12 protein-coding genes are annotated in these 12,345 nt (G+C 66.4%); 6 read left to right on the forward strand and 6 right to left on the reverse strand.

The genetic code is table 11. The features are described 5' to 3' along the window. Nucleotides 1-4: 4 nt before the first annotated feature. The 4 genes from VEIS_RS01010 to VEIS_RS01025 are packed head-to-tail and all read left to right on the forward strand — an operon-like array spanning nucleotide 5 to nucleotide 4,095. On the forward strand, nucleotides 5-1,162 hold the full coding sequence (locus VEIS_RS01010; RefSeq protein ID WP_011808015.1) for an NAD(P)/FAD-dependent oxidoreductase: 1,158 nt from the start codon (nucleotides 5-7) through the stop codon (nucleotides 1,160-1,162). Then, the gene (locus VEIS_RS01015) at nucleotides 1,143-1,469 is read left to right on the forward strand and encodes a (2Fe-2S)-binding protein (RefSeq protein WP_011808016.1); all 327 of its coding nucleotides are present in this window, start codon (nucleotides 1,143-1,145) and stop codon (nucleotides 1,467-1,469) included. Before VEIS_RS01010 ends, VEIS_RS01015 begins: the two co-directional genes overlap by 20 nt. Next, complete coding sequence (locus tag VEIS_RS01020) at nucleotides 1,466-2,932, forward strand: NAD(P)/FAD-dependent oxidoreductase (protein ID WP_011808017.1); 1,467 nt, start codon at nucleotides 1,466-1,468, stop codon at nucleotides 2,930-2,932. The genes VEIS_RS01015 and VEIS_RS01020 overlap by 4 nt, the downstream gene beginning before the upstream one ends. After that, a complete protein-coding gene (locus VEIS_RS01025) occupies nucleotides 2,929-4,095 on the forward strand; it encodes an NAD(P)/FAD-dependent oxidoreductase (RefSeq protein ID WP_011808018.1) in 1,167 nt (388 codons plus the stop codon). The genes VEIS_RS01020 and VEIS_RS01025 overlap by 4 nt, the downstream gene beginning before the upstream one ends. Nucleotides 4,096-4,151: 56 nt before the next feature. Here VEIS_RS01025 and VEIS_RS28000 read toward each other — a convergent pair whose 3' ends face one another. From VEIS_RS28000 to VEIS_RS01050, 6 genes are all read right to left on the reverse strand, one after another. Continuing rightward, the gene (locus VEIS_RS28000) at nucleotides 4,152-4,391 is read right to left on the reverse strand and encodes a hypothetical protein (RefSeq protein WP_157048345.1); all 240 of its coding nucleotides are present in this window, start codon (nucleotides 4,389-4,391) and stop codon (nucleotides 4,152-4,154) included. Further along, the gene (gene hisD / locus VEIS_RS01030; protein ID WP_011808019.1) at nucleotides 4,388-5,734 is read right to left on the reverse strand and encodes a histidinol dehydrogenase; all 1,347 of its coding nucleotides are present in this window, start codon (nucleotides 5,732-5,734) and stop codon (nucleotides 4,388-4,390) included. Before hisD ends, VEIS_RS28000 begins: the two co-directional genes overlap by 4 nt. 96 nt (nucleotides 5,735-5,830) lie before the next feature. Continuing rightward, nucleotides 5,831-7,213, reverse strand: a complete 1,383-nt coding sequence (glmM, locus tag VEIS_RS01035; RefSeq protein WP_011808020.1) for a phosphoglucosamine mutase — start codon at nucleotides 7,211-7,213, stop codon at nucleotides 5,831-5,833. A gap of 49 nt (nucleotides 7,214-7,262) precedes the next feature. Then, nucleotides 7,263-8,093 (reverse strand): dihydropteroate synthase, encoded by an 831-nt coding sequence (folP, locus tag VEIS_RS01040; RefSeq protein ID WP_041949707.1) that lies wholly within the window; start codon nucleotides 8,091-8,093, stop codon nucleotides 7,263-7,265. A gap of 132 nt (nucleotides 8,094-8,225) precedes the next feature. After that, nucleotides 8,226-10,145 (reverse strand): ATP-dependent zinc metalloprotease FtsH, encoded by a 1,920-nt coding sequence (gene ftsH, locus VEIS_RS01045; RefSeq protein ID WP_041949708.1) that lies wholly within the window; start codon nucleotides 10,143-10,145, stop codon nucleotides 8,226-8,228. A gap of 106 nt (nucleotides 10,146-10,251) precedes the next feature. Then, a complete protein-coding gene (locus VEIS_RS01050) occupies nucleotides 10,252-10,980 on the reverse strand; it encodes an RlmE family RNA methyltransferase (protein WP_011808023.1) in 729 nt (242 codons plus the stop codon). 32 nt (nucleotides 10,981-11,012) lie between these two features. Here VEIS_RS01050 and VEIS_RS01055 point away from each other — a divergent pair, with 32 nt between their 5' ends. After that, nucleotides 11,013-11,489, forward strand: coding sequence for a YhbY family RNA-binding protein (locus tag VEIS_RS01055; RefSeq protein ID WP_011808024.1), 477 nt, complete (start codon nucleotides 11,013-11,015; stop codon nucleotides 11,487-11,489). Then, the gene (locus VEIS_RS01060) at nucleotides 11,486-12,244 is read left to right on the forward strand and encodes a hypothetical protein (RefSeq protein ID WP_011808025.1); all 759 of its coding nucleotides are present in this window, start codon (nucleotides 11,486-11,488) and stop codon (nucleotides 12,242-12,244) included. The genes VEIS_RS01055 and VEIS_RS01060 overlap by 4 nt, the downstream gene beginning before the upstream one ends. Nucleotides 12,245-12,345 lie beyond the last annotated feature (101 nt).

Consider the following 12,345-nt stretch of genomic DNA (forward strand, 5'->3'; position numbering starts at 1 on the left):
CTCCATGACGAGCACGGCACAGCGCAAGGAGGCGGACATCGCCGTCATCGGCGGCGGGGTGGTTGGCGCCGCGCTGGCCTTGGGCCTGGCCCGCTGCGGTGCGGTGGTCACCGTGCTGGACGGGGGCGATGGCGCCTTGTGCGCCTCGGGCGGCAATTTTGCGCTGATCTGGGTGCAGTCCAAGGGCCTGGGCATGCCCGAGTACGCCCTGTGGTCACGCCGTTCGGCGCAGGACTGGCATGGCCTGGCGGCCCTGTTGCAGGACGAGGCCGGTATCGATGTCGCCCATAGCCAGCCCGGCGGCTTCACGCCTTGCCTGTCGGAGGCGGAACTGGAAAAGCGCGCCACCGCGATACAGCGGCTGTACCGCCAACCGGGCCTTGCCGACTTCCGCTACGAGGTTCTCGACCATGCCGAGACCCGGCGGCGATTGCCCGATATCAGCAAACATGTGGTCGGTGCCATCTACAGCCCGCTGGACGGTCATGTGAATTCGCTCCGGCTCTGGCGCGCGCTGCGCGCGGCCGGTGCGCGCCGTGGCATCGACTACCGTGCCAGCCATGTGGTCGGGTCGATCAGGCCCCGTGACGGGGGCTTTCGCATCGGTTTTCACTCCGGCTTTCACCGTCCCGGGCACTGGGGCGAGATCGACGCCGGCCGGGTGGTGCTCGCTGCCGGTCTGGGCAATGCGCGGCTTGCGCCCATGGTCGGTCTGGCGGCGCCGCTCCAGCCGCGCAAGGGCCAGATCATCGTCACCGAAAAAACCGCCGCCTTCCTGCACCACCCGATGGCGAGCCTGCGCCAGACCGACGAGGGCGGCATCATGATCGGCGACAGCCAGGAGGATTGTGGCTTCGATACCGGCGTCGGCCAGTCCGTGATCGCGGTCATGGCCGAGCGCGCGGTGCGCACCTTTGCGCGTCTGGCCGCTTTGCATGTCGTGCGCAGTTGGTCGGCGCTGCGCGTGATGAGCCCGGACGGCTTTCCGATCTATCAGCAGTCGCACAGCCATCCCGGCGCCTTCGTCGTCACCTGCCATTCCGGCGTGACGCTGGCCGCCAACCATGTACTGACGCTCGCCCCGGCCATCTTCGCCGGCCAACTGCCCGAGTCGGTGGCGCGCTTTTCCGCACGGAGGTTCGATGTTCCGCCCCATGTTTGATACCGGAAAAGGCCCGGCCGCAGCCAGCGGCGCCAGGCTGGCCTTCACTTTCGACGGTCGGCCACTGACCGGGCGCGCGGGCGACACCGTCGCGGCCGCGCTGCTGGCCAACGGCGTCACGGCCTGTCGCGCGACGCCGGTCTCGGGCGCGCCGCGCGCACCTTATTGCATGATGGGCATCTGCTTTGAATGCCTGGTCGTCATCGACGGCATCGGCAACCGGCAGGGCTGCCTAGAGCCGCTGCGCGCGGGCATGCGCATAGCGACCCAGCATGGCCGGCGCCAGACCGGACAGGTGCACGGATGAAAGCCTTGACTGCGCCCGGCCAACTCGCCCAAAGCTACGACCTGGTCGTCGTTGGCGCCGGCCCGGCCGGTTTGTCCGCCGCCACCACGGCGGCGCAGCATGGGCTCGATGTGCTGCTGGTCGACGAGAACCCGGCTCCGGGCGGGCAGATCTACCGGGCCATCACGAGCACTCCCATCAGCGACCGCGCCGTGCTCGGCCAGGACTATTGGCGTGGCGCCGATATCGTCGCGCGCTTCGAACGTGCGCCAGCCAGCTATGCCGCGCGCTGCACGCTCTGGTCGGTGACGCCGCACGCAACACGGCACCATGGCCAGGCGTTCGAGGTCGGCCTGTCGCAGGGCGGCTGCGCCCGCCTGATCGATGCGCGCCAGCTCATTTTGGCCACCGGCGCACAGGAGCGGCCATTTCCGATCCCCGGCTGGACCTTGCCCGGCGTGATGAGCGCCGGCGCGGCGCAGATCGCGCTCAAGAGCGCCGCCATCGTGCCGGCAGGGCGCACCGTGGTCGCCGGCTGCGGCCCGTTGCTGTATCTGCTCGCCCGCCAGTTGGCGGCGGCGGGGGCCGAGATCGTTGCGCTGCTGGACACCACGCCGCGCCGCTATTGGTCCAGGGCTGCGGCTGCGCTGCCCGATTTCCTGCGCTCGCCGTATGCGCTCGCCGGGTTGAAACTGCTGGCGGGGCTGCATCTGAACCGCCGTCTGCGCTTTGTCGGCGGCGTCACCGGCCTGTCTGGCGCGGGGCAGGACAGGCTCGCCGCCGTCACCTTCGTGCGCGACGGCCGGACCGCGCGCATCGACTGCGATACGCTGCTGCTGCACCAGGGCCTGATCCCCGGCGTCAACCTCTCCAACGCCGCCGGTTGCGCGCATGATTTCAGCGCCGCCGGGCATTGCTGGGTGCCGCGTCTGGACGACTGGTTCACCTCGTCCGTGCCCGGCATCGCCATCGCCGGCGATGGCGCCGGCATCGCCGGGGCCGAGAGCGCGGCCTTGCGCGGTGAAATCGCAGCGCTGGCCGTGGCCGAGCGGCTGGGCCGCATCGACCTGGCTGCGCGCGAGCGCGCGGCCACACCGCTGCGCGCGCAACTGGCGCGCGCGCTGCGCGGCCGGCGCTTTCTCGATCTGCTGTACCAACCGGCTGCGCAATTCCTCGCCCCGCCGCAGGATGACACCATCGTCTGCCGCTGCGAGGAGGTCACGGCCGGCCAGATCCGCGACAGCGCCAAGCGTCTGGGCGTCACCGGCCCGAACCGGATGAAAGCCTTTCTGCGCTGCGGCATGGGGCCATGCCAAGGGCGGCTGTGCGGGCCGACCGTGGTCGAACTGATTGCGCAGACCCATGGCATGACGCCGGCGCAGGTCGGCTACTACCGGCTACGCCCGCCGGTCAAGCCGGTCACGCTCGCCGAACTCGCGGCCCTGCCACAGACCGAGGCGGCCATCGAGGCCGTGGTGCCGTGAACGCGCAGCGCCGCCATGCCGACGTCATCGTCATCGGCGCGGGCATCCATGGCTGCTCGAGCGCATTGCACTGCGCGATGCGCGGGCTGTCGGTGATCGTGCTGGAGAAAGACCATGCCGGCCGCCATGCCTCGGGCGTCAATGCCGGCGGCGTGCGCCAGCTCGCCCGCGATGTCGCGGAGATTGCGCTCTCGAACGCGGCCATGGCGCTCTGGCACCGGATCGGCGAACTCGTCGACGATGATTGCGGCTTCAGTTCGGACGGCCAGGTCCTGGTCGCCGAGACCGAAGCCGATCTGGCGGACTGCCGCGCGCGCGTCGACATGTTGAGATTGCGCGGCTTTGACCATGAGGAACTGATCGACGCCCGGGAATTGCGCCGGCTGATACCCGCGATTTCCGGCGCCTGCCCCGGCGGTGTGGTTTCGCGGCGCGATGGCGCTGCCAACCCGCTGCGCACGACGCAGGCCTTCAAGCGCAAGGCGCAGGCGCTCGGTGCCAGCATCCGCGAGGGCGTGCATGCAGCAAAGGTGCTGCGCGACGGTGCGCTCTGGTGCGTTCAGACCGATGCCGGCAAGTTCACCGCGCCGCGCCTGGTCAATGCCGCCGGTGCCTGGGCCGACCGGATCGCCGCCGGCCTGGGCGAACCAGTGCCGCTCACGGTGATCGCGCCGATGCTGATGATCACGGAGCCGCTGCCGGCCTTTATCGCGCCGGTGGTGATCACGCGGCGGCGCAAGCTCTCGCTCAAGCAATGGGCCAATGGCACGGTGCTGATCGGCGGCGGCCACCGCGGCTGGCCCCTGCGCGATGAAAATCGCACCCTCCTCGACTGGCAGCAGCTCGCCACCAGTGCCCGGACGGTTCAGGATCTGTTCCCGGTCATGCGCACGGCAAGCATCCTGCGCGCCTGGGCCGGCATCGAGGCTCGCATGCCCGACGATCTGCCGGTCTTCGGACCCAGCGCCAGGCATGAGGGCGTCTATCACCAGTTCGGCTTCTCCGCCCATGGCTTCCAGCTCGGCCCCGGCGCTGGCGCGGTCATGGCCGAGATCATTGCGACAGGCCGCAGCAGCGTTGCGATCGACGGCCTGGGCATTGGCCGCTTTGCCTTGGCAAGGCAAGACGCAGCGCCCGATGCGGGCCAGGGCCGCAGCGCCTGAGCATCGGGCCGGCCGGTCTGGGCACTTGAACGGATCGACCGGGATCGGGCCTGTCTTCAACGCTGCACGTTGCGCCAAAGACGATCGGTCCGGCGCCCGGTGCCCGAAGACGAGCCTAGTGTCGCGTCACGGATCAGATGTCGTAGGCTGCGCGCAGCCATCGGAGCGCAGCGCAGACCGACAGATGATCGGTGACGCGACACTAGAGATGGCGGGCGCAATATGACGGTGCCGAAACCGGGGCCTGCGCTGCCGTCTGCGCCGTAGCGGTCGCTCGGCGGTCGCTCGGCGGTCATTCGGCAGCCATTGGTTGCGTCCGGGCCACGGGGGGATCGAACCGCTGCGGCGCAAGCGCCAGTGCATGCGCGTCGAATCCCTCGTAAATGGCCAATTCGCGCCCCATGGCTGCCATGGGGGGAAATGCCTTGGTGGTGACGTAGCCTATCGATGTGCGTTTGATGAAATCATGCACCGACAAGGCGGACACGGTTTTGGCCCCGAATGATGTCGGCAGAACCGCGTTCGGCCCCAGTACGAAGTTGGCGATCGACATGGGTGTGGCATGGCCCAACAGTATCTCGCCGGCGTTGCGGATCTGGTGGAGATACCCGAATGGTTCTGCGCCGAGGATTTCGAGGTGTTCCGGCGCGTAGTCGTTGATGAAGTCCATCGCGCTGGGCACTGAATCGGCCAACAAGACGCCGCCGCGCGGGCCGGTCAATACCGTTGCCGAGAACTCGACGCGCCGGGCGCTCATTTCGTTCCAGAAATGCGCTATCCAATCGATGGCTGCGGATGCAATGGCCCTGCTGGTGGTCACCAGAAATGCGGATGAATCCGGGCCATGCTCGGCTTCGATCAACACATCGAGTGCCGCCAGACGGGCGTCGGCAGAGGCGTCGGCAAACACGATCGATTCACTCGGCCCTGCGGGGATGCCCGGGTCCAGGTGGTCGACCAGCGCCCGCTTGGCCGCCATGACCCATGGGCTGCCCGGGCCCAGTATCTTGTCTGCCTTGGGGATGGTCGAGGTGCCAAAAGCCGCAGCCGCAACCGCTTGCGAGCCGCCGACTTTGAAGATGGTTTCGATACCGGCGAGCCGGGCGGCAACCAGGGTGGCGGCGTCGACCCGGCCATCGGGTCCGGCGGGGGTCAGGATGTAGGCCGTCGGGACTTGGGCCACCACGGCCGGAACACACAGCATCATCACGGTGCTGGGAAATGAGCCTTTGCCGCGCGGCACATACAGGGCGACCGTATCGATGGGGGTGATCCGTTCGCCGGCAAATGCACCGGGACGCAGTTCTTTCATCCAGTACTGAACCGGCTTTTGGGCCGTATGAAACGAGCGGATGTTCTCGATGCCGTATTCGATGGCGGCCACGACCTTGGGGTCGAGCATGGCGAACGCGGCGTCGAACTCGGCAGGGGATACCCGGATGGAGTCCAACCCGATCGCTGCGCCCTCGAATTGCGCTGCGTAATGCACCAGGGCCGCATCGCCTCGGTTTCTGACATCTTCGATGATGGGCAATACCGCATTGGCATAGGTGGACAGGTCGCTTTCCGTGCGCAGCATCAGGGATTTTCTCTGCTGCGGGGAGAGTTTCGACAGTTCGATGAGGTTGATCGATTTCATGGCCTTGAATCCGTGGTCTATCCGATGCGTCATTCCATTCCTGAATCATCCGTGCGCTTTGCCGGCGTCGCGTCCACGAACGATGGGGAAATGGAATCAGTTGGCGCCCATGGGGGGTGCATTTTTCAAGGAAGTATGCCCTTGCCATCCGGCGCGGGCGGCATTTGCCAGCCGTTGGGCGCAACTGTCGGCCAGTTGCGCGTCGCGGGCCTCGACCATGACGCGCAGCAGAGGCTCGGTGCCGCTGGCGCGGATGAGCACGCGGCCCGATGCGCCCAGTTGCTGCTCGACCGCCTGGATGGCGTCGGCCAGCAGCCGGTTCGTCGTCCAGTCCTGGTCCGGGGGCAAGCGGACATTGAGCAGCACCTGGGGGTACAGCGTCACTGCGGCCAGCAACTGCGCCAGCGTGCTGCGGCTGCGCACACAGGCTTGCAGCACCTGCAGGGCGCTGCCGATGCCATCGCCCGTGGTGTGCCGGTCCAGTGCCAGCAGGTGCCCGGACCCTTCGCCCCCGAGCGCCCAGTCGCGGCGCGTCAGTTCTTCCAGGATGTAGCGGTCGCCGACCTTGGCGCGCACGAATTCCACGCCCCGGGCCTGCAAGGCCAGTTCGACCGCCCGGTTCGTCATCAGGGTGCCGACCACGCCGGGCACATGCTCGTCGCGGCCCATGCGGTCCGCGACCATCAGGTACAGCAGTTCGTCGCCGTTGTACAGGCGCCCGGTGGCGTCAACGATCAGCACACGGTCTGCGTCGCCATCGAGCGCAATGCCGTAGTCCGCATGGTGGGCATGGACCGCGCGCACCAGGGTGTCGGGGTGCGTAGCGCCTACCTCATGGTTGATGTTCAGGCCATCGGGCGAGCAACCGATGGCGATCACCTCGGCCTCCAGTTCACGCAAGACCTTGGGGCCCACCTGGTAGGCCGCGCCATGGGCTGCGTCGAGCACGATTTTCAGCCCCTTGAGGGACAGATCCTGCGCAAAGGTGTTTTTGCAAAATTCGATATAGCGCTCGGCCGCATCATTGAGCCGCCGCGCCTTGCCCAGGTTGGCGGAGTTGGTCCATGCCGGCGGCTCGCCCAGTGCCGTTTCCACGGCCTGCTCCCAGGCGTCGGACAGCTTGCTGCCCTGGGCGCTGAAGAATTTGATGCCGTTGTCGGGATACGGGTTGTGGCTCGCGCTGATGACCACCCCCAGGCTGGCGCGCTGGGCGCAGGTCAGGTAGGCCACGCCGGGCGTGGGCAGAGGGCCTAGCAACACCACGTCGACCCCGGCGGAGTTGAAGCCCGACTCCAGCGCGCTTTCGAGCATGTAGCCGGAAATCCGGGTGTCCTTGCCGATCAACACGACAGGGCGCTCTTGCGTCTGGCGCAGCACGCGGCCCACGGCGTGGGCCAGGCGCAAGACGAAATCGGGCGTGATCGGCGGCTGCCCGACGGTGCCGCGAATGCCATCGGTGCCGAAGTGTTGGCGCGTCATGGGGGTTGCGTTTCCTTGGGTGTCGAGCGCGTGGTCGCAGCGGTCGAAGTCAGCCGGCCTGTTGCAGCGCCGCCCACACCGCCAGCGCTGCCACCGTTTCGCGCACATCATGCACGCGCACCACCGATGCGCCGCGCTCGACCGCCAGCACGGCCGCCGTCACGCTGGGCACCAGGCGCTGTTCGAGCGCCAAACCGGTCGCAGCCCCCAAGGATGACTTGCGTGACCAGCCCACCAGCAGCGGGTAGCCCATTGCCAGCAGCGCCGGCTGCTTTGCCAGCAAGGCGAAGTTCTGCTCTGGCGTTTTGCCAAAACCAATGCCCGGGTCCACAACGATGCGATGGTTTGCGACCCCTAGCGCCAGCAGATCATGCGCCGCCATCTCTAAAAATGAGCGCACCTGAGACAGCACATCGCCGTGCATCGGTGCCAACTGCATGGTCTGCGGGTCGCGGTGCATATGCATCAGGCAAACGCCGCAGCGCGGATGCGCCGCGACGACGGCCGCAGCCCCGGGCTGGCGCAGCGCCCGGATGTCGTTGACGATGTCGGCGCCCACATCGAGCACCGCCTGCATCACCTCGGGCTTGCAGGTGTCGACGGAAACCGGAGCGCCCAAAGAAACCGCAGCGCGCACCACGGGCAGCACGCGGGCCAGTTCCTGCTCCAGCGGCACTGCCGTGCTGCCGGGGCGCGTCGACTCGCCGCCGATGTCCAGGATGTCGGCGCCATCCTTGAGCAGTTGCTCGCAATGCTGCAGGGCGGTGGCCGTGCTGCCATGGCGCCCACCGTCGGAAAACGAGTCCGGCGTGACGTTGACGATGCCCATGACCCGGGGGCGGGTCAGGTCAATGGAAAAGCGCGCGGTCTGCCAGATCATGAAGCCATCAGTGAGAGGCCGTGCTCCACGGCGCTGCGATCGGAGAGATTGTGGCAAGGGACAGGGCACGAGGCCCCGTCCGGGCGGCGGCGCGAAGCCCGTTTGCAGTCCGGGCTGCGGTCGCCGCTCGCCTCATGCGGCCGTTGGCGCGGTGTTCGTTGTCACCTCTGGCGTGCCCCCGCTGGAACTATCGCCGCCCGGGGGCGGTGTGCGCGGCGTCCAGTCCTTGGGCGGACGGGGCTCCTTGCCGGCCATGATGTCGTCGAGTTGTTCGGCGTCTATGGTTTCCCATTCGAGCAGGGCCTTGACCATGGCGTGGATTTTGTCGCTGTTGTCTTCGATCAGGCGGCGTGCCTGGTGGTATTGCTCATCGATGATGCGGCGCACTTCGCCGTCGACCTTTTCCATGGTCTGCTCGCTCATGTTGGTGGTCTTGGTCACCGAGCGGCCGAGAAAGATTTCGCCTTCGTTTTCAGCATAGACCATGGGGCCCAGGGCCTCGGTCATGCCATAACGGGTGACCATGTCGCGCGCAATATGGGTCGCGCGCTCGAAGTCGTTGCTGGCGCCGGTGGTCATCTGGTGCATGAACACTTCTTCGGCGATGCGGCCGCCAAACAACATGCTGATCTGGTTGAGCATGTATTCGCGGTCGTAGCTATAGCGGTCATGCGCCGGCAGGCTCATGGTCACGCCCAGCGCCCGGCCACGGGGAATGATGGTGACCTTGTGCACCGGGTCGCACTTGGGCAGCAGCTTGCCGATCAGGGCGTGGCCGGATTCGTGGTACGCGGTGTTGCGCCGCTCTTCCTCGGGCATGACCATGCTTTTGCGCTCGGGGCCCATCAGGATCTTGTCCTTGGCCCGCTCGAAGTCCTGCATCTCGACGGTGCGCGCGTTGCGGCGGGCCGCCATCAGCGCGGCTTCGTTGCACAGGTTTGCCAAGTCTGCGCCGCTCATGCCGGGCGTGCCACGGGCGATGATGCCGGGGGCCACGTCCTGGCCCATCGGGATCTTGCGCATGTGCACGTTCAGGATCTGCTCGCGGCCACGGATGTCGGGCAGCGTTACATACACCTGGCGGTCGAAGCGGCCGGGGCGCAACAAGGCCGCATCCAGAATGTCAGGACGGTTGGTGGCCGCCACCACGATCACGCCGAGGTTGGTTTCGAAACCATCCATCTCGACCAGCATCTGGTTCAGCGTCTGCTCGCGCTCGTCATTGCCACCCCCGAGGCCGGCGCCGCGCTGGCGACCGACGGCATCGATTTCGTCGATGAAGATGATGCACGGCGCGTTCTTCTTGGCGTTGTCGAACATGTCGCGCACGCGGGCTGCGCCGACACCGACAAACATCTCAACGAAGTCGGAACCCGAGATGCTGAAAAACGGCACCTTGGCCTCGCCCGCAATCGACTTGGCCAGCAAGGTCTTGCCGGTGCCCGGAGGGCCTACCAGCAGCAAACCGCGCGGGATGCGGCCGCCGAGCTTCTGGAATTTCTGCGGGTCCTTGAGGAAGTCGACGACTTCCTTGACCTCTTCCTTGGCCTCGTCGCAGCCGGCCACGTCAGCGAACGTGACCTGGTTGTTGTTTTCGTCGAGCATGCGCGCCTTGCTCTTGCCGAAGCTGAATGCGCCGCCCTTGCCGCCCCCTTGCATCTGGCGCATGAAGTACACCCAGATGCCGACCACCGCCAGTATGGGGGCCCAGTTGATCAGCAGCGTCAGCAGCAGGGAGCCTTCTTCGCGGGGTTTGACGTCGAATTTGACGTTGTGGTTGAGCAGGTCGCCCACCAGGCCCCGGTCGAGCACCGATGCATTGGTGCGAATCTTGCTGCCATCGGTGGTCGTGGCAACGATTTCACCGCCGCTCAAACCCTCGGGGATGGTGGCGCTCCTGATGCGGTCATTGCGGACTTCTTCAAGAAATTCGGAATAGCCGATAGCCCCCGCGCCGGCTGCGCCACGGGCATCGAACTGTTTGAACACCGTGAACAGCACCAAGGCAATGACCAGCCAGACGGCAATTTTTGAAAACCACTGATTATTCAAGCGGAACTCCAGTTGCGGGGGACAGAGAAACGGACACCTGGCCGCCATGGCCCACAGCGCATGTACATGGGGCGTATTTTAAGGCTTTCAAGCGGCGCTGCCGGGCTCAATCTCCGTTGGCGGGCATGGAATTGGTGCCGATCGGCACCAATGGCGCAGGCTCGGCGGCCGTGCCCGATCGGGAGTCAAGCCCGTTCGGGCTGGCCTTTTTCAGACCCCTGCCGAGCAAAAAGGTCTCGGACGACTTGTCGCGCGAGGCTTTGGGTTTCAATGGCACCACCCGCAGGAAGGTCTGCTTGAACAGCGCGGCCAGATCACTGTAGCCGCTGCCGTGGAACAGCTTGACCAGCAGCGCTCCGTCCGGTTTCAAATGCCGGCAAGAAAAAGCCACGGCCAACTCCACCAGGTCGGCCATGCGGGCCGCATCGGCGCACGCGATGCCCGACAGGTTGGGCGCCATGTCGGACACCACCACATCCACCACCCGCCCGGCCAGGGCCTGCTCCAGGCGCTGTTGCACATCGGGTGCGCGAAAATCGCCATGCAGACAGGTCACGCCTTCCAGGGGTTCCATCGGGAGAATGTCCAGTGCGATGATGGCGCCCTCGGCCGCCATGCGCCGGCGCAGGTACTGGCTCCAGGCCCCCGGGGTTGCGCCGAGGTCGACCACGGTGTAGCCCGGTCTGATCAGTCCCAGTTGCTCGTCGATCTCCCTGAGCTTGTAAGCGGCGCGGGCACGGTAGCCCTCTTTGCGGGCCCGTTGGACGTAGGGGTCATTGACATGCTGATCGAGCCAGGCTTTGTTGACCTTCTTGCTGCGGGTTTTGACTTTCATCGCTTTTTCTTCCTGCCCCGATAATACGGCCCATGCCCTCTATCGAACTGACGCCTGCGCAATGCCGGGAACAGCGCGCCCATGCCCATCGCCTGGCCCCCGTGGTACTGATCGGCAGTGATGGCCTGACGCCTGCCGTGCTCAGGGAGATCGACGCTGCACTGAACGCCCACGGGCTGATCAAGGTGCGGGTTTTCAATGACGACCGCGCCGCCCGCGAGCGCATGTACCAGCAGTTGACGGCGGATCTGAACGCGGCCCCGGTCCAGCATATCGGCAAGCTGCTGGTGCTGTGGCGCCCGCTGCCGGTCAAGGAGCGCGTGGTCGATGAAGACCGTGGCCCCGGCCCGCGCGATGTCAGAGTGCTCAAATACAGCAAACGTGGCGGCCAGCGCCCCGAAATCAAACAGTTGCGCGTGCTGGGCAATCAGCGCTTGACGCCGGGCGGGCGGATCAAGCGCGCCCGGCCCCTGCAAAAATCGGTCAAGAAGCGCCAGGCCAACGGATGAGCCTCCTGGCAGAACCGGCCAGCGCGGCCCGGGCGCGCCATATCCTGTGCATGAAATGGGGCACGAAATACGGCCCCGAATATGTCAACCGGCTCTATGCGATGGTGCGGCGGCACCTGCGGGGCGAGTTTGGTTTTGTCTGCCTGACCGACGACGGCGCCGGCATCCGCAGCGAAGTGCAGTGCCTGCCCATACCCCCGCTGGCGCTGCCTGCGGGCATTCCCGAGCGCGGCTGGAACAAACTGCTCACCTTCAGCGCAGACCTGCATGGGCTGCAAGGCACGGCCTTGTTCCTCGATGTCGATGTGGTCATCACCGCCGGGCTGGATGAGTTTTTCACCCACCCGGGCGAGTTCCTGATCATCCATGACTACAAGCGCCCTTGGCGCGTCACGGGCAATTCGTCGGTGTACCGCTTCGAGCTTGGCGCACATGCGGATGTGCTGGAGCATTTTCGCGGGCATTGCGCCCAATTGCGGGCACAGTTTCGCAACGAGCAAGCCTACCTGTCCGACTTTTTGCATCGGCAGGGCAAATTGCAGTATTGGCCTGCCGCATGGTGCCCGAGTTTCAAATACCACGGCATACCGCCCTGGCCGACCAACTACTGGCGCCCGCCAGTGTTGCCCGCCGGGGCGCGCATCGTGATTTTTCACGGGGAATGCAATCCGCCGGACGCGCTGGCCGGACGGCGCAATCGCCGTTGGCGCCATATCCGCCCTGCCGCCTGGGTGGCAGAGCATTGGCGCGAATAGCGGGCTCGTTCCACGGGTCCGGGTTTGGTTGTTCGGAGTACCGGCGCACCCAGTGGTTGAGCGGTGCCCCAATGCAAGGCGGCCCCGGATTGCGCCCGGTG

The sequence above is a fragment of the Verminephrobacter eiseniae EF01-2 genome (assembly GCF_000015565.1).
In the GTDB taxonomy this organism is placed as follows: Bacteria; Pseudomonadota; Gammaproteobacteria; order Burkholderiales; family Burkholderiaceae_C; genus Acidovorax; species Acidovorax eiseniae.

Excerpts from the sequence above, each read along its gene's own strand:
- VEIS_RS01015 (WP_011808016.1), top strand. The coding sequence starts at position 1,143 with ATGTTCCGCCCCATGTTTGATACCGGAAAAGGCCCGGCCGCAGCCAGC.
- VEIS_RS01060 (WP_011808025.1), top strand. The coding sequence starts at position 11,486 with ATGAGCCTCCTGGCAGAACCGGCCAGCGCGGCCCGGGCGCGCCATATC.
- VEIS_RS01050 (WP_011808023.1), bottom strand. The coding sequence starts at position 10,980 with ATGAAAGTCAAAACCCGCAGCAAGAAGGTCAACAAAGCCTGGCTCGAT.
- glmM (WP_011808020.1), bottom strand. The coding sequence starts at position 7,213 with ATGACGCGCCAACACTTCGGCACCGATGGCATTCGCGGCACCGTCGGG.
- VEIS_RS01020 (WP_011808017.1), top strand. The coding sequence starts at position 1,466 with ATGAAAGCCTTGACTGCGCCCGGCCAACTCGCCCAAAGCTACGACCTG.
- folP (WP_041949707.1), bottom strand. The coding sequence starts at position 8,093 with ATGATCTGGCAGACCGCGCGCTTTTCCATTGACCTGACCCGCCCCCGG.
- VEIS_RS01010 (WP_011808015.1), top strand. The coding sequence starts at position 5 with ATGACGAGCACGGCACAGCGCAAGGAGGCGGACATCGCCGTCATCGGC.
- VEIS_RS28000 (WP_157048345.1), bottom strand. The coding sequence starts at position 4,391 with ATGACCGCCGAGCGACCGCCGAGCGACCGCTACGGCGCAGACGGCAGC.
- hisD (WP_011808019.1), bottom strand. The coding sequence starts at position 5,734 with ATGAAATCGATCAACCTCATCGAACTGTCGAAACTCTCCCCGCAGCAG.
- VEIS_RS01055 (WP_011808024.1), top strand. The coding sequence starts at position 11,013 with ATGCCCTCTATCGAACTGACGCCTGCGCAATGCCGGGAACAGCGCGCC.